The organism is Pseudoruegeria sp. HB172150, from assembly GCF_013184805.1.
GTDB lineage: Bacteria > Pseudomonadota > Alphaproteobacteria > Rhodobacterales > Rhodobacteraceae > Psychromarinibacter.
This window is the reverse complement of the sequence record NZ_JAATNG010000001.1, coordinates 901,616-923,388: the sequence shown is the minus strand read 5'-3', so window position 1 is coordinate 923,388 and position 21,773 is coordinate 901,616. Positions and strand designations below refer to the sequence as shown.

Annotated in this window: 28 protein-coding genes; 7 read left to right on the top strand and 21 right to left on the bottom strand. The window is 59.9% G+C overall.

Annotated elements, in window-relative coordinates; genetic code table 11:
• Positions 1-279: a DUF3572 domain-containing protein gene (locus HCO70_RS04390; RefSeq protein ID WP_172293443.1), complete on the bottom strand. Its 279-nt coding sequence runs from the start codon at positions 277-279 to the stop codon at positions 1-3.
• Between the two features lie 97 nt (positions 280-376).
• Between HCO70_RS04390 and HCO70_RS04385 the strand changes: the two genes are divergently transcribed.
• Positions 377-1,753, top strand: a complete 1,377-nt coding sequence (locus HCO70_RS04385) for a diguanylate cyclase (protein WP_172293441.1) — start codon at positions 377-379, stop codon at positions 1,751-1,753.
• A gap of 33 nt (positions 1,754-1,786) precedes the next feature.
• Here HCO70_RS04385 and HCO70_RS04380 read toward each other — a convergent pair whose 3' ends face one another.
• The 4 genes from HCO70_RS04380 to HCO70_RS04365 all read right to left on the bottom strand — a co-directional run bounded on the left by HCO70_RS04380 (position 1,787) and on the right by HCO70_RS04365 (position 4,078).
• Entirely contained in the window at positions 1,787-2,293 is a 507-nt protein-coding gene (locus tag HCO70_RS04380) for a periplasmic heavy metal sensor (RefSeq protein ID WP_172293439.1), read from the bottom strand.
• 3 nt (positions 2,294-2,296) lie between these two features.
• Positions 2,297-2,671 carry a hypothetical protein gene (locus tag HCO70_RS04375; RefSeq protein ID WP_172293437.1) on the bottom strand — a complete coding sequence of 125 codons (375 nt, stop codon included), beginning with the start codon at positions 2,669-2,671 and terminating at the stop codon, positions 2,297-2,299.
• Positions 2,664-3,248 (bottom strand): RNA polymerase sigma factor, encoded by a 585-nt coding sequence (locus HCO70_RS04370; protein WP_172293435.1) that lies wholly within the window; start codon positions 3,246-3,248, stop codon positions 2,664-2,666. Before HCO70_RS04370 ends, HCO70_RS04375 begins: the two co-directional genes overlap by 8 nt.
• 101 nt (positions 3,249-3,349) lie before the next feature.
• Positions 3,350-4,078 carry an EF-hand domain-containing protein gene (locus tag HCO70_RS04365; protein ID WP_172293433.1) on the bottom strand — a complete coding sequence of 243 codons (729 nt, stop codon included), beginning with the start codon at positions 4,076-4,078 and terminating at the stop codon, positions 3,350-3,352.
• Positions 4,079-4,304: 226 nt separating this feature from the next.
• On the opposite strand from HCO70_RS04365, the gene HCO70_RS04360 reads away from it, so the two are divergent.
• Both HCO70_RS04360 and HCO70_RS04355 read left to right on the top strand, forming a co-directional pair.
• On the top strand, positions 4,305-4,703 hold the full coding sequence (locus tag HCO70_RS04360; RefSeq protein ID WP_172293431.1) for a DUF983 domain-containing protein: 399 nt from the start codon (positions 4,305-4,307) through the stop codon (positions 4,701-4,703).
• Between the two features lie 25 nt (positions 4,704-4,728).
• Entirely contained in the window at positions 4,729-5,430 is a 702-nt protein-coding gene (locus HCO70_RS04355) for an NUDIX hydrolase (protein WP_172293429.1), read from the top strand.
• Positions 5,431-5,702: 272 nt separating this feature from the next.
• Here HCO70_RS04355 and HCO70_RS04350 read toward each other — a convergent pair whose 3' ends face one another.
• From HCO70_RS04350 to HCO70_RS04335, 4 genes are all read right to left on the bottom strand, one after another.
• The gene (locus HCO70_RS04350; RefSeq protein ID WP_172293427.1) at positions 5,703-7,688 is read right to left on the bottom strand and encodes a TonB-dependent receptor domain-containing protein; all 1,986 of its coding nucleotides are present in this window, start codon (positions 7,686-7,688) and stop codon (positions 5,703-5,705) included.
• A 278-nt stretch (positions 7,689-7,966) separates the two neighbouring features.
• Positions 7,967-8,860, bottom strand: coding sequence for an EamA family transporter (locus tag HCO70_RS04345; RefSeq protein ID WP_172293425.1), 894 nt, complete (start codon positions 8,858-8,860; stop codon positions 7,967-7,969).
• Positions 8,861-8,931: 71 nt separating this feature from the next.
• The gene (locus tag HCO70_RS04340; protein WP_172293423.1) at positions 8,932-9,819 is read right to left on the bottom strand and encodes a fatty acid desaturase; all 888 of its coding nucleotides are present in this window, start codon (positions 9,817-9,819) and stop codon (positions 8,932-8,934) included.
• A complete protein-coding gene (locus HCO70_RS04335) occupies positions 9,816-10,016 on the bottom strand; it encodes a DUF2061 domain-containing protein (protein ID WP_172293421.1) in 201 nt (66 codons plus the stop codon). Before HCO70_RS04335 ends, HCO70_RS04340 begins: the two co-directional genes overlap by 4 nt.
• A gap of 112 nt (positions 10,017-10,128) precedes the next feature.
• Between HCO70_RS04335 and HCO70_RS04330 the strand changes: the two genes are divergently transcribed.
• The gene (locus HCO70_RS04330; RefSeq protein ID WP_172293419.1) at positions 10,129-10,998 is read left to right on the top strand and encodes a helix-turn-helix domain-containing protein; all 870 of its coding nucleotides are present in this window, start codon (positions 10,129-10,131) and stop codon (positions 10,996-10,998) included.
• Here the strand turns inward: HCO70_RS04330 and HCO70_RS04325 are convergent.
• The gene (locus tag HCO70_RS04325) at positions 10,953-11,852 is read right to left on the bottom strand and encodes a LysR family transcriptional regulator (RefSeq protein WP_172293417.1); all 900 of its coding nucleotides are present in this window, start codon (positions 11,850-11,852) and stop codon (positions 10,953-10,955) included. The genes HCO70_RS04330 and HCO70_RS04325 overlap by 46 nt on opposite strands.
• Positions 11,853-11,938: 86 nt before the next feature.
• On the opposite strand from HCO70_RS04325, the gene HCO70_RS04320 reads away from it, so the two are divergent.
• From HCO70_RS04320 to HCO70_RS04310, 3 genes are all read left to right on the top strand, one after another.
• Positions 11,939-12,562: a bifunctional 2-polyprenyl-6-hydroxyphenol methylase/3-demethylubiquinol 3-O-methyltransferase UbiG gene (locus tag HCO70_RS04320; protein WP_216665259.1), complete on the top strand. Its 624-nt coding sequence runs from the start codon at positions 11,939-11,941 to the stop codon at positions 12,560-12,562.
• 271 nt (positions 12,563-12,833) lie between these two features.
• Positions 12,834-13,979 carry a tyrosine-type recombinase/integrase gene (locus tag HCO70_RS25090; RefSeq protein WP_371742157.1) on the top strand — a complete coding sequence of 382 codons (1,146 nt, stop codon included), beginning with the start codon at positions 12,834-12,836 and terminating at the stop codon, positions 13,977-13,979.
• Positions 13,980-14,044: 65 nt separating this feature from the next.
• Entirely contained in the window at positions 14,045-14,575 is a 531-nt protein-coding gene (locus tag HCO70_RS04310) for a hypothetical protein (RefSeq protein ID WP_172293411.1), read from the top strand.
• Between the two features lie 75 nt (positions 14,576-14,650).
• On the opposite strand, the gene HCO70_RS04305 is transcribed toward HCO70_RS04310, so the two are convergent.
• The 11 genes from HCO70_RS04305 to HCO70_RS04260 all read right to left on the bottom strand — a co-directional run bounded on the left by HCO70_RS04305 (position 14,651) and on the right by HCO70_RS04260 (position 21,750).
• Positions 14,651-15,412: a pentapeptide repeat-containing protein gene (locus HCO70_RS04305; protein ID WP_172293409.1), complete on the bottom strand. Its 762-nt coding sequence runs from the start codon at positions 15,410-15,412 to the stop codon at positions 14,651-14,653.
• Entirely contained in the window at positions 15,409-15,984 is a 576-nt protein-coding gene (locus HCO70_RS04300) for a hypothetical protein (protein ID WP_172293407.1), read from the bottom strand. The genes HCO70_RS04305 and HCO70_RS04300 overlap by 4 nt, the downstream gene beginning before the upstream one ends.
• Before the next feature lie 987 nt (positions 15,985-16,971).
• Positions 16,972-17,133 carry a hypothetical protein gene (locus HCO70_RS04295; protein ID WP_172293405.1) on the bottom strand — a complete coding sequence of 54 codons (162 nt, stop codon included), beginning with the start codon at positions 17,131-17,133 and terminating at the stop codon, positions 16,972-16,974.
• On the bottom strand, positions 17,130-17,696 hold the full coding sequence (locus HCO70_RS04290) for a hypothetical protein (protein ID WP_172293403.1): 567 nt from the start codon (positions 17,694-17,696) through the stop codon (positions 17,130-17,132). The genes HCO70_RS04295 and HCO70_RS04290 overlap by 4 nt, the downstream gene beginning before the upstream one ends.
• A 780-nt stretch (positions 17,697-18,476) precedes the next feature.
• The gene (locus HCO70_RS24585; protein ID WP_216665258.1) at positions 18,477-18,632 is read right to left on the bottom strand and encodes a hypothetical protein; all 156 of its coding nucleotides are present in this window, start codon (positions 18,630-18,632) and stop codon (positions 18,477-18,479) included.
• A 37-nt stretch (positions 18,633-18,669) separates the two neighbouring features.
• The gene (locus HCO70_RS04285; RefSeq protein ID WP_172293401.1) at positions 18,670-19,296 is read right to left on the bottom strand and encodes a hypothetical protein; all 627 of its coding nucleotides are present in this window, start codon (positions 19,294-19,296) and stop codon (positions 18,670-18,672) included.
• Entirely contained in the window at positions 19,293-19,847 is a 555-nt protein-coding gene (locus tag HCO70_RS04280) for a hypothetical protein (RefSeq protein WP_172293399.1), read from the bottom strand. Before HCO70_RS04280 ends, HCO70_RS04285 begins: the two co-directional genes overlap by 4 nt.
• Complete coding sequence (locus HCO70_RS04275; RefSeq protein WP_172293397.1) at positions 19,840-20,220, bottom strand: hypothetical protein; 381 nt, start codon at positions 20,218-20,220, stop codon at positions 19,840-19,842. The genes HCO70_RS04280 and HCO70_RS04275 overlap by 8 nt, the downstream gene beginning before the upstream one ends.
• Positions 20,210-20,917, bottom strand: a complete 708-nt coding sequence (locus tag HCO70_RS04270) for a hypothetical protein (protein ID WP_172293395.1) — start codon at positions 20,915-20,917, stop codon at positions 20,210-20,212. Before HCO70_RS04270 ends, HCO70_RS04275 begins: the two co-directional genes overlap by 11 nt.
• Positions 20,918-21,018: 101 nt before the next feature.
• Positions 21,019-21,288 carry a hypothetical protein gene (locus HCO70_RS04265; protein ID WP_172293393.1) on the bottom strand — a complete coding sequence of 90 codons (270 nt, stop codon included), beginning with the start codon at positions 21,286-21,288 and terminating at the stop codon, positions 21,019-21,021.
• A 249-nt stretch (positions 21,289-21,537) separates the two neighbouring features.
• On the bottom strand, positions 21,538-21,750 hold the full coding sequence (locus tag HCO70_RS04260; protein WP_172293391.1) for a hypothetical protein: 213 nt from the start codon (positions 21,748-21,750) through the stop codon (positions 21,538-21,540).
• Positions 21,751-21,773 lie beyond the last annotated feature (23 nt).

Sequence of the window (21,773 nt, the reverse complement as noted above, 5' to 3'; positions counted from 1 at the left end):
TCAGGTCCAGTGCACCTGCGCGCCGCCCGGCAAAGCAGCCCGCGCCTGCATGACAGTCTCGTAGGGTAGACTGCCGGAATCGCAGAAGGCCACGACCCAAGTGTCGTCCATCATCAAGAAATCCAGCACCGACCCCAGGAATTCCGGATCGCCCGAGCGCGCGCGGATATCGTCCACAGAAGCGCCGGTCGCGCCAAGGAAAACGCCAATCATGTCGTCGCTTGCCGCGAGCCAGGCAAGCGCCTGTGCAGCCACTGTCTCGGCGCGATCCTGCTGCATAATACTTTCTCCACTCAACCCGAAACGTTTTCTTAACCTGTCCCAACGAAAGAATAAATCGAACGAAACGCACACAAGCTGGAAGTGCGAGGACACCATGTCGGGCCGTATCCTTATCGCCGATTCCGTAGCGGGAGAGCGCATCGTCCTCAAGGCCCGCCTCGCGCCTTTCGCCTACGAGACCGTGCAGGCCGCGGATTTCGATGAGATGCTGCAGATCGCGCAGTGCGATCCGCCCGACCTGATCCTTCTTCCGCAGCGGCTGGGCAGTCTCTACGGCGCGGAACTCTGCGCCAGGTTGCGAACCCACCCACAAACGCGCTCGATCCCCCTGATCCTGCGGCTCGACGGCTCCGACTGCCGGATGCGGATCGATGCGCTGGAGGCCGGCGCCGACGCGGTGGTGGACACGAAATCGGAACCGGCCCTGCTCTCTGCGCGGATCCGCAATCTGTTACGCCGCCATGCCAGCGAGGCCGAAATGGCCAACGCCACCGATACCGATCAGGGTCCCGGCTTTGCCGAGGCGGTGCCGCCATTCGCACCGGCCGGCGACATCGTCCTGATCGTCCCGAACCTGGCAGAGGGCGTCGTCTGGCGGCAAAAACTGGCGCCCCGCATACGCGGAAAGATCCGCATCATGCAGGAGGGATCGGCCCTACCCGCCCTGCGCGGCGAAACGGCACCTGATGCCATCGTCGTCGCGGAAAACGTCGGGTTGCCGCAACGAACCCTGCGCCTGATCTCGGATCTGCGTTGCCGCAGCCAGACCATGCACGCGGCGATACTTCTGGTGCAGCCGGCCCCCGCACCCGAACGGGCGGTCACCGCACTGGACGTCGGCGTCAGCGACCTTGTCGAAACCGGCTTCGACGCCGAAGAGGTCGCGCTGCGGCTGCGGCGCGAATTGGCGCGCAAAGCGCGGGCTGACGGCCAACGCGCAGCCCTGCGTGACAGACTGAAGATGGCGGTGACCGACCCACTGACCGGCCTGTTCAACCGCGGATACGCGATGAACCGCATGGAGGTGATCGCAAGGGAAGCCCGCCGCGCCGGCGAGTGCTTCGCGGTGATGATGCTGGATCTCGATCGGTTCAAGACAATCAACGACACCTTCGGCCACGCGGCCGGAGACGCGGTTCTGGTCGAGGTGGCCCGCCGGATGAGCGGCTGCCTGCGCAACGGCGATCTGCTCGCGCGCATTGGCGGAGAGGAATTTTTGGCCGTCGTACGCAACGCTGCTCTGGACGATGCCCGCACGACTGCGAACCGGATCCGCTGTGCCATAGCCGAGCCGTCGGTCGAATTGCCTAACAGCGCCGGCAGTGTCACGGTCACCGCAAGCATCGGGCTGGTGACGAGCGATCTCTACCAGGCCGAAACCGCAAAGATGCTGGAGGCCGCCGACCGCGCGCTTTATGCGGCCAAGGCGGATGGGCGCAACCTGGTCATGGTTCAATCGAACGCCGCCTGAGGACGGGTCTCTTCAACCAGGCCTGGCGCGGCCTCAGTCCTTCTTCGGCGGCGGCGGACGGTCCGGCTTCCACCTACGCAATCCGCTCTCCAGCGATTCCGCGTAGGCCGCGCGTTCGCCATCGTCCATACCGGCGATCTGATCGAGCAGCAGGTCGCGGCCTGCCTGAAGGCTCTCTGCGATCTCGTTCTGCTGTGACTCGATGATCTGCACCAGCGCCTGGTGATCGTAAGGTTCGGCGCGCAGGGCCGCGAGGAAGGCATCGAATTGTCGACGCAGCTCGGACCGACGCGACTGGAAACTGCCTTCCTGCTCGCGGATCGCCTCTGCCAGTGCCTGCCGGTCGCCGTCGGGAAGTGCGGCGACGAACGGGCCGAAGCCCAGGTCGCGCATCGGCAGCCCGTGGTCCCGCTTCGGGGGGCCCTTGATCAAAGCACCCGCTATCAGGCCCACGACGAGAAGGTTCAACGCAAGCGACAGGATCAGGACCAGCCGGCCCCAGCGAAAACGCCGTTTCGGTTCTGTTACGGGATCGCTCATCGGTCAGCTTTCTCCCAGCAATCCGGCATAAGAGGGCATCAGGTCCTCCGCCGTCGTCCAGTCGGCAGAAAGGTAACCGTTCGACAGCGAGTCCACGGTGTCCGGCGTGACCACACCAATGGTCAGGCCAGTCACGGCCGCCGCCGCCAGGCCCACTGCAGCGGGCCAGCCGCCGATACCGGCAAACAGGCCGCCGAACAGGCCCCGCGGTCGCGTGTCCGCGGCGGTCGGCACCGCCCGTGCCGCCAGTTGCGCATCGGCATCCGCCAGTATTCGCTCGAACAAGGCACCCGAAGGATCGGGCGCTTCGGCCCGTGCGGCGGAGAAGAGAGATTCCAGCTCCGTCTCGTCCAGTGGTTTTCCAGCCGTCTCAGCCATCTTCGTACCCCAGTTCTGCGCGCCGCGGCGCCAGATTGGCCGCCAGCGCCCTCTTGCCGCGGGCGGTCAGACTTTCGACCGCCTCAACGCCTATGTCCATCACCTGCGCGATTTCAGGGTTCGAGAACCCCTCGATGTGGCGCAGGATCACCGCCTGCCGCTGCCGCTCCGGCAGCTCTTGCAGCGCTTGTTCGAGCGCCTTTGCCCGTGCCTCCTGCTGCAGCCCCGCTTCTGCCCCGGGGCTCTCGTCCTCGGGCTCGGGCACACTGTCGAGCGCCTGCCCCCTGCTCTTGCGCAACCGGTCAGTGCACAGGTTCGACACCACCCGGTAGAGCCATGTCGTCACCTTCGCCTCGCCCTGCCGCCACTCGGGCGCCTGTCGCCAGAGCCGCAGCATCGCCTCCTGCGCCACGTCCTCCGCCTCGGCCCGATCGTTCAGCATCCGTGCGGCGAAACCAAGGACGCGCGGAGTCAGCCGCAAGGTCAGTGCCTGCGCGGCTTCGCGGTCGCCATTGCCGAAAGCGACGAGCAGCGCCTCGTCAGAGACGTCAGACAGAGCGTCCAGAGCCATGTTCATCGTCCGGATGGCGTATCCCGAAAGGGTTTGGGCAGCAATATGCGCGGCGGCGCGCTTTGTTCGGGGAGAGACCTGCGCGCCGCCGCATCGGAGTCAGGGCGTCAGCGCTCGCCCTGGCCCCAAGGACCTTGCTGCGGGCCGTGTCCGTAGCCCGGCATCATACCGTAGCCCTGCATCGGACCGTAGCCCGGCATAGGGGCATAGCCGTAACCCGGCATCATCCCGTAACCCGGCATCGGCATGGGCATTGGCATGTAGCCCTGCATCTGGCCTTGGCCCTGACCGCGTTCGCCTTCATGGCCACGCTTCATGAAGCCCTGGCGGTCGCCGTGATTGCCACGCCCGTCCTTGCCGTGGCCGCGGAACATGCCGCGTGCGTCTTCCAGCTCGGCCTGCGTGATGGAGCCGTCACCATCCGTGTCGAACCGCTCGAAAAGGTCCGGGCGGTCGCCGCGCGGTCCGGCATCCGCCAGTTCCTCGGCGCTCAGCAGGCCGTTGCCGTCTTCGTCGAGCTGTTCGACCATACGTGCCGCGCGCTCCTGCTGCCGTTCTACCCGGCGCGCTTCCTGCGCGGCGAACAGTTCCTCGGCCGAGACCTGACCGTCGCTGTCGGCATCCATGCCGGTGAAGCGTTCGGTCTTCAGCGCGTCCACCTCTTCGCGGGTGACGGTGCCGTCGCCATTGGTGTCATACCGCTCGAAGACCATCATCGCTGGCCCTGCGGGACGCTCCGGCTGGGCCGGCGGCGTGTTGCTCTGGGCGGTGGCGATCACGCCGGTCGAGGCGATAGCAATCGCGGCCGTCGCGGCCAGTAGGGGGATGCGTTTCATTGTCTGCTCCTGTTTCAAGGTTGCTCCTCCGACGCGCGGTGCATCTGTCTTGCGCGTTCTGATAGTGAAACGGGCGCAGTCCGGACTTCCGTCGCCGGGGGCGCAGATTTTTTCACAACGTCGTCCGGGCTCTTTTGCGACAGAGCGCCGCAATGACGATGCGCGCGGTTACTAACCTGGCCAATGCGCCTATGTTGGGGGACATCAGAATTCACCGGATCAGAGCATGACGGATATGACCGCGGACCAGCACGCCCTAGAGGACCGCCCGGTAAAGCCCGCCCTTTGGCGCGGCTGGCGCCGGCGCTGCCCGAATTGCGGGTCGGGCCCGATGCTGCGCGGCTATCTGAAGGTGCGCGACGAATGCCCGGTCTGCGGCGAGGAATTGCACCATCACCGGGCCGATGACGGGCCGGCCTACCTGACGATCCTCATCGTCGGCCACCTGATGGCACCGGCGATCCTTTTCGCGTACTCGACCTGGCGGCCGGAGCCTCTGATGCTGGCCTCGGTCTTCTCGGTTGGCTGCGTGGCGCTGTCGCTGTACCTTCTGCCGAGGCTGAAGGGGCTGATCGTGGCGCTGCAATGGGCCAAGCGGATGCATGGTTTCGGGGACGGCAGCTGATCCTCGCCCTTGGGGAGGATCGGAAATGGACAAGACAGCCATAAGAAATGCGGCAACGGTGGTGCTGGTGCGGGATGCCGCGACAGCGCCTCGTGTGCTCATGGGTCAGCGCGGATCCAAGGCGGCGTTCATGCCGGACCGGTTCGTGTTCCCGGGCGGCGCGGTGGACGCGGGCGATGCATTCGTGCCGATGGCAGAGCCGCTGCCGGACGGCTGCCTCGCGCGGATCGACGAGCGAAGCGTGCCGGGCCTCGGGCCCGCCCTTGCGGCGGCGGCGATCCGGGAGTTGTGGGAGGAGACCGGGCTGGCGCTGGGGCTGCCGGGCATTTGGTCCGGCGACGTACCGGAGGACTGGCTCGGCTTCGCCGGAGCCGGGTTCGTGCCCGCCGCCGGGGCGCTGTCCTTTGTCTTCCGGGCGATCACGCCGCCGGGGCGGCCGCGGCGGTTCGATGCCCGGTTCTTCGTGGCAGATGTGGCGGCGGTGCAGGGCGATCCGGATGATTTCTCGCGCGCCTCGGGCGAACTCGGGCACCTGCAATGGATCCCGCTGGAGCGGGTCAGGGAGTTCCACCTGCCCTTCGTGACCGAGGTGGTGCTGGCCGAGGTGGCGGCGGCGCTGCCGGATCTGGGGCCGCCGGAGACGGTGCCTTTCTTTGACAACGGGGCGGAGGAGAGCCTGTTCAGAAGGCTGGGCGGCGTGGGGCCGATGCAGGGGTATGGCGGATAGCGTCCCCATGGGGACGGGGGGTCAAGTCATTGATTTCAGGAATGTTAGCGCAAACGTAGAGTGGGGACGGTATGTGCAGGGTGCCGTTTGCGCAGGTCGCACGACCGTGACACCGACGGGGATGGCCGACCCGTTTCCGGGCCGGTCACCCAGAAAGCTGCCAAGGCGGACGCTGGCGCCGCTCGGGCAAATCAGGCTCGTCAAAAGTTCCGCCTCGCTCCGCGTGCCCGCCGCATTGGAGCGGGAACGCGGAGCAGGCATTCCCAACCGCGCTAAAACGCGATCTCCGCGCTCAGGCGGATCGAGCGACCGGGCTCGTTCAGGGGCACGACCTCTCCCACGAACTCCTGGCCGTAGGTCGCACGGCTCGCATAGGTCTCGTCAAAGAGGTTGTTCACTTCCGCCCTGAACGTCAGGTTCTGCATCTGCGGCGGCGTGTATTCGGTGAAGATGTTGACCACCGTGTATCCCGGCAGCGTGGGCCCCTGTCCACCGGTGTCATAATCGTAGGTGTCGTCATAATCGAACGCGATCTGCGCGTCGCCGCCCACAAGCACCCCATTGTTGAATTCGTGGGCGGCCTGAACGGTCAGGAAATCGCCCATCGGCATCGTCAGGTAGTTGCCGGTGTAGGAATCCGCAGTGCGCCCGTCGAGTTCGGTGTCGATGCTGGCAAAGCCCACGCGCAGGAAACCACCGTTCCAGCCGTAACCGAACCCGACCTCGTAGCCGCGGGACTGCAGGTCGGTCGTCAGTTCCGGACCGCCGGAATAGCTGGCGGCGCGGGCGTTGTTGATGTCGGTGCCGAAGATCTTGCCATCCACAATCCAGTTACCGAAATCATAGGCGGCGGCGACATAATAGTTTTGCGCAGTGACCGACTCGATCCCGCTATCGGCATAGCTCCAGGCAGGATTCATGATGAAGTTCTCGGCCAGTTCGATACCGCCCCAGACATGCGCATAGCCCGCGCTGACCGTGAACCGGTCGGTCACGTCCCATTCGCCGGAAACGTTGCCGGAAACGCCTGATGCCGACTGGGTCGAGCCATCGACGCCGGTGAATTCCTGAAAGTCGGCGCGCGCGCCGAAGGACAACCGCGTGTCGACCGTGGGTTCCAGCCGGGCCTGCGCGAAGACGCCGAAGTTCCGCAGCTTTTCCTTTGCCGCCTCGTTCCACGCGGAATTCGGCAGGTAGACATAGTCTGTCTCGGCCGTGTCCGAGAAGAAATCGACGCCCGCGTTGATCGAGCCCCATCCGAGGTCGAAGCGGTTGGAAAACACGCCGCTGATGCTTTCCGTAACACCCTCGACGGTCTGCGCCGTGCTGAGGTCGCTCTCGTCTATGAAAAGATCCGTTCCGCTGTAGGCGATCTGGATCCTCGGATCCCAGAGCCCGTCGGGCGCCGTTTCGGTGTAGGTCAATGCAACGTTCGTCCGGGTCATCTCGTAGGGCCGGGTCGGCGGCACCGGGCGTCCGCCGATGATCTGCCCGATATTCGCCCGGTATGGACGCGCCTCGTCATCCTCGACCTGCTCGAAGGACAGCTCGATCCGGCTGCCGGTATCGCTTTGATAGGCAAGCTTTGCGAGCCCGCTGAACACGCCTGTACCCGAGCCGACTATTTCTACACCGTCGCCGTCTTTCCGCGGGTTGCCGTCGGCGTATTTCAGGAAAGCCAGGTAGTCCCATCCGCCCTGCATCCCGTAGAGTGTGAGGCTGTTCGACACGATATTGCCGTTGGTGTCGAACTCGAACTTGTAGCGGCCGCCGAACGTATCTCCGGCACCCCGAAGATCGGCGGCATCCTTGGTCTCGTAGGCCAGCGCCCCGCCGAGCGCACCCGGACCTGCATCGGCGGGAGCCACGCCCGGGTCGATCCGCACCACCTTGAGCAGCGCCGGATCGATCAGCGTGGTGGTGTTGTGGTGGAAGATCTTGTTGTTCTGCCGCGCACCGTCGATGCTGATGGCGAGGTTGTTTTCCTCGATGCCATTGACATAAACCTTCTGCGACATCGGGATCGAACTGCCGACGGCAATCGTTGGTTCCGCCACGAACAGCTCGGACAGGTCCGCCGGGTTGCTTAGCGCGATTCCCGCGCTGGAGATGTTGATGACATCATCGGCCAGGTCGGGAATGCCAAGGATCTCGCCATCCGGGTCCGGGCCTGCCGGCGCGGCAAGGACGATGGTTCCGAGGAACGCCTCGCCGTCCTGGGCCGCCGCCTCCATAGGCACGACAGTGGCCGCAATCAAAATAGGTGCCCTCAAGCTCCGCATACGCTTTCCCCCGGTCGGATCTTGTTGAAATTTTCTGGATTTCGGGTGGCTGCGGAGCACGTCCGGTGGCGGCCTTCGGCGAGGTGAGCATGCCGTTGGCTTTACGTCAACTGCCGTGAGGTTTGGAACGGTCCCATTCCCTGCTGGACACGGTTTCGGCTGTTTACTGAGTTACGCCAGCCCGCCGTCGGAACGTGCGGAAGCCTCCGGCGGGGATATTTCTGACCAGAAGAAGCAGGCGGGTTGCGCGCCGGTCAGAGGTACAGGACCAGCATCACCACACTGAGCCCGAGCAGCGCGATGCCGGTCAGTTCGCGACGGCTGACGGCCTCGTGGAAGACGAGCGTCGTTATCAGGAAGCTGAATATCAGCTCCACCTGCCCCAGCGCGCGGACATAGGCCGCGTTCTGCAGCGTAAAGGCGGTGAACCAGCCAAGCGAACCCAGCATGCCGGTGACGCCGACAAGCGCGGTGGTGCGCCATTTGCGGAAGACCTGAGTGATCTGGCCCGGCTCGCGCACCCGCAGCAGGATCAGCATGACCACGGTCTGCATCGCAGTGACGGCGGCCAGCGTGAAGGCCGCGCGGAAGACATAGTTGCCGTCGCCCAGTTCCAGCGCCGCGCCGCGATAGCCGATGGCGGACCCGCCGAAGGCCGCGCCGCCCAGGAGGCCCAGCGCCATGGACCGGTTGAAGATGCCGCCGCCAAGCCCCTTGCCCTTCAGCGATATCAGCACCACCCCGGCAAGCCCTATCAGGATCGCGACCAGCCCGGTGCCGGACACCGCTTCGCCGAGAACCACGGCCGAGAACAATGCGACCTGGATGGTCTCTGTCTTGGTGAAGGCAATACCGACCGCGAAGTTGCGGAACCCGAACAGCGCGACGGTGCAGAGCGTTCCCGCGATCTGGCCGAGCCCGCCGAAGAAGGAATAGGCCCAGAAGGTGCCGGTCAGGGGCGGAAAGGGTTCCTCCAGCGCCCGCATCAGCGCAAAGGCGGTCAGCGCCGCCAGCGGCGCGGCGAAGACGAAGCGCGAGAAGGTTGCGCCGCCGGTCGACAGGCCCGCCGCCTTGATCTGCTTCTGCAGCATGAAGCGCACGGTCTGTATTGCAGCCGCCGCGATGGTAACGATGATCCAGAGGTCCATACGGGCGCTATGGCACAGCTGGACGGCAGCCGGAAGTCGCCTTTTGCCAGAGGGTTAGAAGATGTCGCGGCTTACCGCTTCCACAGCGGATGCGGCACCGGATCCTTCGGCGTGAGGAAATAGCGCCGGAAGATCTCGGCATAGGACCGGTAGACGTAATTGCCGTTCCGCCGCGTGTACCGCTCGCGGTTCTGCGAATAGAGCTGCGGCAGCCGGTACCACGGCACGCGCGGGTGCATGTGGTGGACCACGTGCAGGTTGTTGTTCAGGAACAGGAGCGACAGCGGCCCGCGATCCTCGATGATCGCGGTGCGGGCTGAGGCGCGTTCCGCCGCCTGGTGTTCGAGGAAGGTGCGGATGCGTACCAGCGACAGGCCCGCATAGACGGCGATCAGGTAGCCCCAGACCGGCATCTGCGCCACGAAGGCGAACCACAGCGCGACCGGCACCAGCGCCGGCAGGTTCCACAGCCAGCCGCGGATGATACGGCGGTCGCCTTCGCGCATCCGGCGGACATCTCCCTGGATGAAGGCAAACATGCCGATGGCTGTTCCCACGGTCAGGCGGCCGAGCAGCGTGTTGTTGAAGATCAGCAGGGTCTGAAGCCAGCGCGGCAGCGTCTGCCACACCGCCGGGTCGAGATAGTTCGATTCCGGGTCGTCATAGGGATCGGTCAGTTCCGCGTCGTTGTGGTGATCCAGATGCGAATCCCGGAACCGGATATAGGGCACGATCAGCGTCAGCGCCGGAAAGACCAGCGCGGCGTTGACCGTGGCATTGCGCGTCGGGTGGCCATGTATCGCCTCGTGCTGGAGAGAGGAAAACTGTGCAATCGCCAGCGCCGTCAACGCGATGCCGAAGGCAAGGTTCCATTCCGCGGCAGCGGTGGTGCCGAGGGCCCAGACAGCGTAGCAGAAAGTCAGCAGTCCCAGCGTCGGCCATTCGATACGGCCGCTCATGCGCGGCCCCACGCGATGTTGGTCCAGATCCGTTCGTAGATGACGTAGCTCAGAAGGCCGAGCGCGGTGTTGATCGCGGCCATCGTGCCGCTTGTGGTGAGAGAGCCGGTACAGGTCAGCCCGACCAGAGCCATGATGATCCATCCGAGTACGGACCACAGAACTGCTTTCACCACGGTACGTTGCCGCGTCTCCATCATCCCTCCGGATTTTCTCGATGTCCCCGTTAACAGGGTAACGAGAGCGGCCGGCGCTGCGAATTCGGGATATGATTAACTTTTCCCCTCAATCCGTGATAAAAATCAACAAATGGCCAGATTCGACAAGAGAGACCGCGCTTACCTGTTCCGCCGCCGCCTGAGTCAGGCGATGGAAACCGGCGATGTCAGCCAGAGCGGATTGGCGCGCGGCATCGGCGTGGACCGTTCGACCGTGTCGCAGCTGCTGTCCGACGGGGGTGCGCGGCTGCCAAATGCGCAGGTCGTCGGCGAATGCGCCTCTTATCTCGGCGTCTCCGCGGACTGGCTTCTGGGCCTGTCGGAACGGCCAGAAAGTGCCGCGGACCTGCTGGCGAACAGCCTAGAGGTGACCGAGGCGCCTCGTGCGCTGGTGGACGAGCAGATATTCGACTGGCACCGCGAGGCGGCGGGCTACAAGATCCGGCACGTTCCGGCGTCGCTGCCCGACCTGCTGAAGACGCGCGCGATGCTGGAATGGGAATACAGCCCGCATCTGGGCCGCACCACCGAACAGGCCATCGGCGCGTCGGAGGACCGGCTGAACTTCATGCTGTCGGCGCAATCGGACTACGAGATCGCCTTTCCGATCCACGAAATGGAAAGCTTCCTGCGCGCCGAGGGCTATTACCGCGATCTGCCCGAAGACCTGCGGCTGGCGCAGACCGAGCGCATCCTCTCGCTCTACCGGCAGCTCTATCCGCGCCTGCGCATCTATCTTTTCGATGCACGGCGGCTGTTTTCCTCTCCGGTCACGATCTTCGGCCCGCTGCTGGCGGTGATCTATGTCGGGCGCAATTACTTGGCGTTCCGGGATTCGAACCGGGTTCAGACCATCCTTGCGCATTTCGACCAGCTGGTGCGCGAGGCAAGCGTGCCGGATCGCGCGTTTCCCGGCTATCTGGAGGAGATGGCGGACAGCGCGCTGGCGAGGAAATCGTAGACGAGGCGGATCCTGCGGCTGCTTTGCAGCTCGCGGTGGCAGATCAGCCAGACCGGCACCGGGATCGCCGGCAGTTCCGGCACCAGCCGCTCCATCTCGGGGAACTGCCTTGCGATCTGGTGGTCCATGATCCCGATGCCGAGCCCGGCGCGCGCCAGTTCCCAGGCGACGATGCCGCTCTCTGTCGCAAGCCGGATCTGGTGCGGTTCCACGGGAATGCCGAGGCGGTTGATCTCTGCCAGGAACCGGTCGACGGGCTGAAACCCGATGATGTCGTGCTGGCGCAGGTCGTCGGTCGTGGTGGGGCGTCCACGCGCGTCGATATAGGTGCGGGAGGCGTAGAGATGCGCGGAAGATGTCATGATCAGCCGCGCGATGAGGTCGGGCTGTTCGGGCCGGACATGGCGGATGGCGATATCCGCCTCGCGCCGCTGCAGGTCGCGGATGTCGTTGGCGGCGACGATGTCCACGGTGATCCCCGGCGCCTCGGCGCGGAGCCGGGCGAGGATGTCGGGCAGGAGATAGGCCGACATCGAGTCCGAGGCGGTGATGGACACCGGGCCCTCGATGGTTTCCGAATGGCCGGAAGCGGCCAGCGATATCCGTCCCGCGGCCTCCCCCATCTCGCGCACATGGGCGACGAGATCGCGGCCCGCCGGGGTCAGCGACAGCGACCGGCCGAGCCGTTCGAAGAGCGGCAGGCCGAGATCCTCCTCCAGCGCCGCGATCTGGCGGCTCAGCGTCGGCTGGGTCTGGCCCAGCGCGCGGGCGGCGGCGGATAGCGATCCCTCCTCGACTGTGGCGAGGAAGGCGCGGAGGTGGTTCCAGTCAAAGGCGGCGGCGGGCCATGTCATGCGTTTTCGTATACTGCAGATACGGAATTCGGCAATTCCCTTGTCAATCCTGTATGGATAGAGGGGCGCCAAAAGGAGTTTCAATCATGAATAGCGATGCAGCATTCTGGGACCGCGCCGCGGCGCGCTATGCCAAAAGCCCGGTCAAGAACGTACCGGCCTGGGAGGCGACGCTGACACGGGTCCGCGCCTACCTGAAGCCGGAGGACAGGGTGCTGGAAACGGGCTGCGGCACCGGATCGACCGCGCTGAAGCTGGCGGGTTCGGTCAGGGAGTACGTCGCCACGGATGTGTCGGCCGAGATGATCGCCATTGCGCGCGAAAAGGCGGCGGCGGCCGGCGCGGCGAACGTGGCGTTCGCGGTGGCTCCGGCTGAGGCGGATGCGGCCGAAACGGAAAGCTTCGACGCGGTGCTCGGCTTCAACCTGCTGCACCTCGTCAGCGATCTCGACGCCGCCATCGCCCAGGCCCGCGCGCAGCTGAAAACCGGCGGTTACTACATCACCAAAACCGCCTGCCTCCGCGAGATGAACCCGCTGATCCGGCTGGTCCTGCTGCTGATGCGCGCCGTCGGAAAGGCACCGAACGTGCTGATCTTTAGCCGGGAAGAGCTGGAAGCGGCGATCCGCAACGGCGGTTTCGAGATCGTCGAAATGGCGGAATTCGAGGGCGCCAAGAACGTCCGGTTCCTCGTTGCAAAGAAGGTCTGAGCCACCTCCGCCTGCTTCTTCTGGTTGAAAATATCCCAGGGGGGGTCCGGGGGGACAGCGCCCCCAGCGCACTATTTTCAGTCGTCCTATCGTTAATTCTCGCACTGTCTCGCCACCTCTCGCACTCACATCTTAACTATTTGTTGTCAATTACTTTTCTTCCCTGAGATCAGGGATTGCCTTTGACTTTTCGTCCCGCAGCGTCTCTTTTTGACAGCGATCTCTTCCAATCCGAGCGATTCTTTTGGCTAGGAATTGCCCAGACAGAGGAATGAGAATGGGACGAATCTCTGACACCAGACTGACCGACTCTTACATCCGCAGGAACCTCCCCCAGAGTGGACCCGCTTCTACCCTGACTGATGCTGCGGTGTCAGGTTTGAGTGTCACAGGACATCGCGACGATGCGAAGTGGCAGATGAGGAAGACCTTCAGAGGCACACGGCATCGGGTACACCTCGGCAGTTGGCCCCATCAGGGTGTGGAGGATGCAAGAGCCGCCGCTCAAGCCGCTCTTGCCGCCATACGCGCGGGCGCAGAGATACCAACGGGTAGGACAAACGCATCGCCCACACTGGAACAGGTCATCGACAATTGGGCAGAGGCGAAGGCGCAGCGCAGAACCATCCGTGAAGCTGTGCGGGATTTGAAGCGCGACCTGAAGCCGTTACTGAAACACCCCGCGAATGCGATTAACCGGAAAGACCTGGTTCAGATCTTCGACCGCAAAGCTGCCACAGCGCCAACTTCCATGCGTCGAACGCTTCAGGAGACGAAGGCACTCTGGGGGTGGGCATCAGAACGAGAACTCGTTGACGCGCAGGTCGTGCGTTCCATCCGATCAACTCCTACCAAGCCAAGGGAGCGCTACCTCTCCATGGAGGAAGCCAAACAGGTATACGAAGGTGCCGGAAAGCTGCCTCAAGTCTGGCAGAGCTACTTCCGCCTCCTGCACCTATCCGGCCTGCGTCGGACGGAATGCTCCTGTCTATGGTGGGAGCACATCCAAGGCGATCAAATCGTACTGCCGGCCAAAATCACAAAGTCGTCGCGAAGCTTCATCGTGCCTCTCGCCCCCCAAGCTATGGGGGTGTTGGAAGCTGTGAAGCCGCTTACCATCGACACTGGCTGGATCTTCACCAGCACTGGCACATCGCCCATCAAGCAGTTCACCAAGTTCAAGACCCGGCTGGACGAGGCATGTGGCGTTACCGACTGGCAGCTGCACGATCTTCGCCGCACACTCATGTCATGGCTTGCGGCCGAGGGATGTCCACTCGAAGTCGCTGACAGGATGCTGAACCATAGCGCCAGTGCCTCTGTCTCAGGTGTGATGCGCCACTACCTGAAATACGACTTCCTTGCCGAGCGCAGGGAGTGGCTGACGAAGTGGTCAGACGCACTGACCGAACAGTAATGCCGCACGATATCGCACTCTGCGTCGAAGCTTGACTGCACCTACCCCCATGCCATGCTGTGACTATGGCTAGCGGTGAAAGAAGCGCACAATTGAACCCACTTGGTGCTGAGTTTCAAGCGGAGCTCGGCACAATATCAGATATGCTCAACAAAGAAAGTGCTCGAGGAGCTGTTCTTGTTGCAACGGGTTTTGTTGAGCAACAGCTGCGCGATGTACTGGTTGCATATCTGCGGCCAGGCAAGAGCAGCAAAGAACTTTTAGATAACCACAACGCGCCGCTTGGCAGCCTGCACGCGCGGATAGAAGCCTGTTACGCCCTTCGATTGATTGATGACGCTATACATGACCAGCTTCAAATTCAACGGAAAGTACGAAATGAATTTGCCCACATGAGAGATGCTTCATTTGAAAAAGATCGCATTAAGGATCTCTGCGATAACACATCGCACAACATTGAGATGGACCTTCCGAGAAAGGAGAAATTCTTAATGGCCTGTGCGGCAACAATGGTCTTGTTAGAACATATTAGAATGAATGCGGAGCAAGAACCACTTAAGGATATTAGCTTTATTGACAGGTCAACCAGTGATTAAATTTTAGAAGTTTCCTAATTTCAGCGGCTCGCTTTATTTTACTTCGAACATTGCCGCCTGAACAATCCGCAAAATCTACTGTCCTATTCGAGAGAAAGCGTGCTCTACATCCCTTGCTTCAACTGAAACCAGTCGATTGCCAATTGTGGCTGGTTGCTTTGAATTAACCACATCAGCCAAATGACCATAAATGCGTTCCGCCATCGAGTCCGGTGCCTGTTGAAGTTTCGCAACTATATTTTCTATAGCAAAGATTGCCGTAGCCCCTCGGCCAGTTCGAGAACGACTCTGCGACAGCTTCTTTTTCAGCAGTTTCAAACCGGCAGATCGTAAAGTAGCGGATTGATTGGTCGTAACCTTTTCGGGCAGGAACAGCGCGAAATCTAAGAATTCATCGAGCGTTTGTGCCTTGGACGCAGCCGAGACCATGTAGGAGACTACGTGACTGGTCTTCCCGAACTCAGCAACCAGTTCAGTCAACAGCTTTTGACGAGGCTCTGGCCCGGATGCCGCTTCCACTTCCTGCATCTTCATCACGATTGGCAAAGTTTCGACGTCTATCCACTCAACTAAGGCGTCATCAAAGACGGTTGTATCGTCAATCAGCGTATTGCCGTTTCGCACACATTGGCGCAGATCCGAGCCAGTGAAATCAAATCCCCTTAGATCCGCACCGCATAGATTTAATCTTCTCAGGTCCGAGAATTTGAAGTCGTTTCGAGGGTCTAAACCGGACAAATCTACCAAAAGGTCAAATCTCGGACTATCGCCAGAAAGTACATCGTCAATTGCCTTCAGCTCATCCTCGGTAAGAACATCTTCTAGAAGTTGCGTCACTCTTCCGAAACCTCGCTTCGAGATATTGCCACAATAGATTTTGGTCGGCCGGGCACATTGCTAGCTGCCTCACGGAGAATGGCCTTCTTCAATATCTGGGCAACGATTGCATCCTTGTTTTGGTACTCATTCATCGCTCTGTTAAGACGATTACCTCCCTTGGCAGATACACGGATCACGCTCTTTGCAACTTGCACCTCACCAGCAATTACCATGCGGTTCCCTCCATGGAGACGGCGAACTCCGCAAAGGCGAACTCCCGGTATTGCGGTACCTTCGAGCAAGGTTGTGGCACCTTCGGTTACGGACTTCGGCTGGATTTCCCAACTATCGTTCGGGCGTGCTTCAACAGGCAAATGCACCTTGCTTTGCGAAATCTTGCGTTTTCGCATCGCTCCAACACCTACTCCAGCATTCGCTTTGGCATTCGCCCCGGCATCCGTAGCCGCCTCAACAGCACCGGCGAACTTCGCTGCGGTCTCTATTTCTAAGGCGTCTTCCTCCAGAACCGACTCTAGCCCACTTTCTCCGAAGACTTCGTCAAACGTGCTTTCGCAACCTTCGAGTGACAAGCGTAAGTGAGCCTTTGACACACCGACCCATATTCTCGGTCTTTGTGCTCATACTGCATAACGCCGAACCGCAACCGGCAGGTTAGATCGAAGACCTCGTCTTTCGGCCCAATTTCGAGCCGGAGTTCTGAGAGTTCTGTCAACGGGTTTCGGTGATTGGTTTTGAATTCAGGTTCTTCCAAAATCCTACCCATGATTTCGACATGTACGGTTCAAACAATATAGGGAGCATGTGTCGTTGCCTCAATAATTTGCGGCCGTTCACTCTCAGGGACGAAATCGCGCTATTACTATGCCCCCAGACAGGGTATGTGCGTGCGCAGCTGGTGCGTGGCCAAGGCATTTTGAACGATATCGTGCGGAATAATGTCTTGGTGTAGTGGGTCAGCGGGCCAAGTTGACCCTCTGATGTCTTCAGAGAAGATGCTCTTAATTGGTGGTCAGCGGGCCGACTCGGCCTAATGAGCTTTTGGTAAAAGTTAGCGTACTGCTTATTTGAAGGGATCAGCCGGTCAAGTTGACCGGCTGTGGTTCATGGTGAAGGAGGCACATAGTACTCCACGATCGTCGCACTATCGGCGGCCAAAACCTCGGACAGACTGTTCATCAAACATACTTCTGAGGTCATTCGGGATCGCTTGCTACATCATGAGCTGTGTGAGCCGTTGACGACAATATGTCGTAATTTCTTGCAGATATCTATAGATTTTGTGGTGTCCAATGTCCGCTTTGGCGATCCCCGCGAGTTCTCGCTGCCATGCGGCGAACGACTGTCTCCCGCCCGTCGCGCCGGTTGCCGCGCAGTTCACCGACGTCTGAAATGGGCTCGTCTCGGACCTTCTCCGAGCCGCAGGATGTGCCATAACTCAACCGTTTGCGTCACCAGCGGAAGCGACCGTTTTTGGCAGGTCACCTGCGTAGCGGTACAATTTCAAGTTGCAAGCTCTCAGAGTCGCCGGCTACGAGTTCGAAGCGGACGTTTTGAAGTTAGGAGAACTGCTTTAGCCGCTTGATCAGGTCGTCATACGCATCGTCGCTCTTTTCCTCGTACTTTGCGGTTTGATCAGCGTCCGAGCGCTGAACATCCACAGATGGTGCTGGGAATAGGAGGTAAGAAAGGGCGATGCTAAGCTGTAGAATTTTTTTCATTTCCTCAACTCCTCATCGAGCATCAAGCCGCGCTTAGTTACCCTAATCGCGTTTGCCCGGGATTTCGGGTTGACCTGATGGCGCGCACGCCGTCGTTCCACGACTCCCATCGCCTCAAGGGCAATTGTGACTGAACGTAGAGTCGAAGCCGGAAAGTGGTTAGCTAGCAGGTGATTCAGCACAGGCACGGGCCACCACATTCCCGGTGCCCCTTCGTCGCTTAGCTCCAGCCAGTCAGACCAGAAGTGTTTAGCCCAGCCGCTCAGCGGCTCGGTATTCTCCAGTAGGCGGGTCATGCTTTTCTCCGAAAACACTTCAACTGTTTCAGGACTAGCTTTCAGGTAGCGCAGCATGGACTCGGTTGCTTCCAGCCCAGAACGTGATCTGGCCAGACTTTGGACGACCGGTGTTGACACATCGAAGGCTGTGAGCCCGAACATATGTCGATGTGCGCAGCGTAACGAAGGCGTCAATGTCGAAGTATCAACGTTCTCAGCGTACCAATCGCTGAGAACTTGCAGCTTCCGGATGGTTTCTCCCGCGTTGTCGGTCGAGTGGAACATCAAACCGTCCTCCGAGGCCGAAGCTACCAGAATCCGGCTTAACAAGCAAAAGAAGCTTGTCTTGCGTGTTAAGCCTTAACACCCGTGATCAGAGGTGCTTCCGAATCTAACAGCACTGCAAGCATCGGAGGTGTAGCTTGCAGTACAGAGGAGAACCTACCCATGAAGACATGCCTTAAGGGTCTAAGAATCGGTACGCTGGCTTGTGCACTCGCACTGTCGACCGCGGTCTATAGCGCAACGGCCAATCGCGCCGAGGCTTTCGTTGTCGCCTTTGTAGTCGCGACTCCGACGATCTGGGCTGTAAGAGTTCTACTGTCACCGCGCAAGGCATACTAAGGGAGCTAATAGAACTTGAACCGGGCCGGGGCGGCACCTGTAGATCGCTGCCTCGGTCTTATTGTTTGACGAAGCTGGCGCTCCGCTGACATGCCCACTCACGCCAAAGTTGAGGTGCCGAAGAAGGTCACAAACGACCGATCTAGGCACGAAATCGTTCCTGAAGTATGCAGTTAAGTGACTGAATTCATGGGGATAATTAAGAATGCCGTTGCTGGCCCAGATGAACGCGCCCGGTGTGGGCCGTTGGCCACGAACGCCACGCGCCGGGTTTGGCGTGGTTAATGCGCTTGTTAAGTCACTGAATTAATGGGGAAATTTTCCCGCGCTTTGGGTCAAGTTGGGCCGTGAAAACGTCCAAATTGATGGTTTTCCGGGTGAAGTCGCCGGGGCGCGAATCCGGCGGGTGTGCCGGGCGGAAGATCTTCACACACCCCCAGATCAAGGTTCGACCACATCAACTCTGCGGTTGGAACTCAGAGTCGTGCTGTAGCCGCGTTTAGTGAAGATGCTCACCCTTCCGCCCGGCACCGCAACCGAAGTCACCACGAGCTGCCCATCAAGACGTGGATCTTCGGCGCATTTCTCAATCAACATGCCGGATGTGAGATCGCTGGCCGGAATGGTAGCAATCTTATCCTGTTCCGGTCTGGGTTCTGTCCAAAGTGGCCTCGGCATCGTTGATCTCTTCTTTAGGTCTAATGTCCGGTACCTTGTCGGCAGGTGCATCTATATATGTCCAGACAGGGAGAGGGATGTTGGTAAAAGGTGCCACTGTAATAGTCTCTCTTCCTGCTAGCATAGCAGCGAACAACTCACGTATGGGTGCTTCTATGGCCTTCCAGAGTTCCTTGGATTCGAGGATGTAAATTCCCTCTTCATCTGAACCATCTTCCAGTGCTGCATTCAGAACGTTGGATTGGTGGAACCAACTGGACATGAAGAACGCCACCCCAAGGATGGAACGTATATGAGGATCTTTTTCTGAACGTGCAGACATGCTTTGGAATGCCTCGACATCTTCGACAGAGAGGCAGCATTCCTGCATATTGATGTGACCATTCCCTGCATGAACTTCAGACAGGAAGACAAATGCCGTATCGAACTCGCTTCCATCGGCTTTGAACAATGCGTCCGGTGGCTGCACGATACAGCAATAATGGCTTTGTTGTGGTTCTGTATGGCCGGCCAGAATGTCTGCGATTACATGGCCCAGAGCGTGCAGATATTCGTGCCGTAGAAGGTCTTTGATGTCGCTCATTGCGGAATACCCGAAGTAGCAGACAACTCGTCCTGTGCTGCCTTCAGGGCTGCAGCTGCATACTTGCGTGGAACCAATTCTGCTAGGCCGAACTCTTCGACGTGCTGGTTATGCGCTGTGCGCAGCTGCTTCGCGAGAATGTCGAAACCTTTGTCGCCTAAGACCTCCTGCAAGTCTTTGGTGGCAAGCAAAATCTTGATCGGTTCCATAGGTGGACCGTCAAACTGTGCAGCCGCATCGAGGTCTTCGGGGGAGAGGTTTCCTGCTTTGCGCAGGGCTTCCTTGTTGCCTTCACGAATTAGGTCGAAAAGGTCTCCGTCGAACTTCACCACCGGACCTAAAGCTGCCAGCTGTGTTACCTTCTTAGGCAAGTCTTCGGTGCTAGGATCTTCGATTGCGAAGTGGACGGTAGCGCCTTCATCCGTGAAGTCGAAGTGGACTATCGTGCTCTTGTAGTCGGCAGCTGTGCCGTTCTGCATGAGGGCTGTGGAAGCTGCGAGGATGTGCCGTAGCTCATGTGCAGCGACATCTTCAGGAGAAAGATCAAGCATCGAGAATTCCCCCCAGAAGTGCCGGAAGTGGCTCCGTACCTTCGATATGCTTTGCTCGTCGAAGCGATATATTACCTGCATACTCCCGCAGTGCTGCGAGGTTGGCAGCGAGGATGGCTGCGGAAGCTGACTTAAGGATGGTGTTCCCATCGAGCGATGCGAACTTCTCGGTCAAGTCGCTGTCGCGCTTCTCTAGTTCTTCTTTGATGATGCGACCTACTGCAGAAAGTATCGCATCGCTATGCAAGTCTTTACTGCCCTTGGTGCCTCTTGCGGGAGTCGGAAGCGATGGCTGCACAGGTGCATTGGTGGGCTGATTAGAGACGGGTCGGGTGCTGGTGAAGGTGACGGGGAAGTTGCTGTTACCGGGCATTGCTGAAGTCTCCCTCCCAGATCCTTGCAACCTTGCTGGCAATGTCTCGTCGGAGCGTGTCCCTTCGGTTTGCCTTGTCCTTCTGGCGTTTGATCTCTTTCCGACTGAGGTAACTCTTGCAGAGTGCCTTGCAGTTGTCGGATGTAGCCACAGACAGTTCGTGCGGTAGCTCGTAAAGTTCGAACAATCTGGCAGGTCGATCTGCGTGCGCGATGACGATCGCCGTTCCTTCGCGCAGGACCATATCAAGCTTCTCTCTGCGCTTAATGGCCGTGTCTAGGTCCTGCGTAATGTCGGCGTAAGTGCTACGCAGAACTTGCAGAGTCTCGTCCAACTCCCCCAGATCAAATTCTGGTACAGCAGCTCCTAAGGCATCCGCTAAGGCGCGGGTGGTTGCTGCGTTTTCAACTACCGGGCCGGTGCCATCCGTAGGGTTGCCTTCCAGCATCCGAATAGCGGAAAGAAGGTTCTCTGCGATGAGAGTTGCAGCTGCAATAAGCTCATCCAGCAGATCGAGATTCTGGTGCTGAATCTCCAGCAGTTCCTCTGCATCTTCTGCCTTTTCGTATTGCTGCAAGGCACGTACAGCAGAGGAATGTGCTACCTTTGCAGTGGTGCCCGTTATGCGCTTAGACAGGGTGAGGTGGCAGCCATTTTTTAGTTTGATGGTGGCTGGTGGCAATCGTCTTACAAGCATAGTGCTTTACCTCGCTTGAACGGTGTTCGAAGGAGTGAATGAACGATAGGAGGAACGATATCGTTCCTAATGTTGGTTAGCTTTGCCTCTATTGGTCGAAGTCAGGCGGCATTCTGTTGAGCAAGACGCATTCCATCTTCCCAAGATAGTTTTGCCCACTCCCCCACAGTACGTTCAGGGAACCTTTCGTCCTCGTCGTAGTCTTCTGCATTGATCACGTAGATGAGAATGCTGGTGTCGCGGTCAACACCAAGATCGAGCAACCTACGTGCAAGAGCCCATAGAGGCATCTCATGTTGCACCAGAAGATTGTATTTAGGACAACCTACGGTACTATCGTTTTCGATGTGGACCTTGATGGATCTAGCCATTGGTAAACCCATGAAATTGCGGAACGAAGTTTGAGCCAACTATCATGTTCCCGTGATCGAGAATTGACGCAGTGGGCGGCGGGTGCCTGGGTACATGGATGGGCGCATTGTCAATGTCCGTGGCTCTCCGTGGCGCTAACGCGCGCTTCCGGGGGTGGCCGGCGACGCCGTTGCGCGTCGCGCGCGCCTCGCGTTTGGACATGCCGAAGACGTGGTTAATCTGGCCTTTGAAGAACCTATTTTTCCTGCTCAAGCGACCTCTCTTTCCTCTACTAGCTGTTCTGAATAAATCTCGTGCGTTGCAGTCAATTCATCCAGAAGCACTAGGAGACCTGCGATGTTCTTTCTGTCTTTGATGTCCATCTCTGCGATCTTCAGAACGAGTTCGTCCACTCGGTCGAGGAATTCTTCCTCGGATTCGAACTCCTTAAGCTTGAGAAGTTCTTCTACGTTAATAGGCATGCTTTGGTTCCCGTTGTGGTTTG

Coding starts and splice junctions, on each gene's coding strand:
- HCO70_RS04390 (WP_172293443.1), bottom strand. CDS start 279: ATGCAGCAGGATCGCGCCGAGACAGTGGCTGCACAGGCGCTTGCCTGG.
- HCO70_RS04385 (WP_172293441.1), top strand. CDS start 377: ATGTCGGGCCGTATCCTTATCGCCGATTCCGTAGCGGGAGAGCGCATC.
- HCO70_RS04380 (WP_172293439.1), bottom strand. CDS start 2,293: ATGAGCGATCCCGTAACAGAACCGAAACGGCGTTTTCGCTGGGGCCGG.
- HCO70_RS04375 (WP_172293437.1), bottom strand. CDS start 2,671: ATGGCTGAGACGGCTGGAAAACCACTGGACGAGACGGAGCTGGAATCT.
- HCO70_RS04370 (WP_172293435.1), bottom strand. CDS start 3,248: ATGAACATGGCTCTGGACGCTCTGTCTGACGTCTCTGACGAGGCGCTG.
- HCO70_RS04365 (WP_172293433.1), bottom strand. CDS start 4,078: ATGAAACGCATCCCCCTACTGGCCGCGACGGCCGCGATTGCTATCGCC.
- HCO70_RS04360 (WP_172293431.1), top strand. CDS start 4,305: ATGACGGATATGACCGCGGACCAGCACGCCCTAGAGGACCGCCCGGTA.
- HCO70_RS04355 (WP_172293429.1), top strand. CDS start 4,729: ATGGACAAGACAGCCATAAGAAATGCGGCAACGGTGGTGCTGGTGCGG.
- HCO70_RS04345 (WP_172293425.1), bottom strand. CDS start 8,860: ATGGACCTCTGGATCATCGTTACCATCGCGGCGGCTGCAATACAGACC.
- HCO70_RS04340 (WP_172293423.1), bottom strand. CDS start 9,819: ATGAGCGGCCGTATCGAATGGCCGACGCTGGGACTGCTGACTTTCTGC.
- HCO70_RS04335 (WP_172293421.1), bottom strand. CDS start 10,016: ATGGAGACGCGGCAACGTACCGTGGTGAAAGCAGTTCTGTGGTCCGTA.
- HCO70_RS04330 (WP_172293419.1), top strand. CDS start 10,129: ATGGCCAGATTCGACAAGAGAGACCGCGCTTACCTGTTCCGCCGCCGC.
- HCO70_RS04325 (WP_172293417.1), bottom strand. CDS start 11,852: ATGACATGGCCCGCCGCCGCCTTTGACTGGAACCACCTCCGCGCCTTC.
- HCO70_RS04320 (WP_216665259.1), top strand. CDS start 11,939: ATGAATAGCGATGCAGCATTCTGGGACCGCGCCGCGGCGCGCTATGCC.
- HCO70_RS25090 (WP_371742157.1), top strand. CDS start 12,834: ATGAGAATGGGACGAATCTCTGACACCAGACTGACCGACTCTTACATC.
- HCO70_RS04310 (WP_172293411.1), top strand. CDS start 14,045: ATGGCTAGCGGTGAAAGAAGCGCACAATTGAACCCACTTGGTGCTGAG.
- HCO70_RS04295 (WP_172293405.1), bottom strand. CDS start 17,133: ATGAAAAAAATTCTACAGCTTAGCATCGCCCTTTCTTACCTCCTATTC.
- HCO70_RS04290 (WP_172293403.1), bottom strand. CDS start 17,696: ATGTTCCACTCGACCGACAACGCGGGAGAAACCATCCGGAAGCTGCAA.
- HCO70_RS24585 (WP_216665258.1), bottom strand. CDS start 18,632: ATGTTGATTGAGAAATGCGCCGAAGATCCACGTCTTGATGGGCAGCTC.
- HCO70_RS04285 (WP_172293401.1), bottom strand. CDS start 19,296: ATGAGCGACATCAAAGACCTTCTACGGCACGAATATCTGCACGCTCTG.
- HCO70_RS04280 (WP_172293399.1), bottom strand. CDS start 19,847: ATGCTTGATCTTTCTCCTGAAGATGTCGCTGCACATGAGCTACGGCAC.
- HCO70_RS04275 (WP_172293397.1), bottom strand. CDS start 20,220: ATGCCCGGTAACAGCAACTTCCCCGTCACCTTCACCAGCACCCGACCC.
- HCO70_RS04270 (WP_172293395.1), bottom strand. CDS start 20,917: ATGCTTGTAAGACGATTGCCACCAGCCACCATCAAACTAAAAAATGGC.
- HCO70_RS04265 (WP_172293393.1), bottom strand. CDS start 21,288: ATGGCTAGATCCATCAAGGTCCACATCGAAAACGATAGTACCGTAGGT.
- HCO70_RS04260 (WP_172293391.1), bottom strand. CDS start 21,750: ATGCCTATTAACGTAGAAGAACTTCTCAAGCTTAAGGAGTTCGAATCC.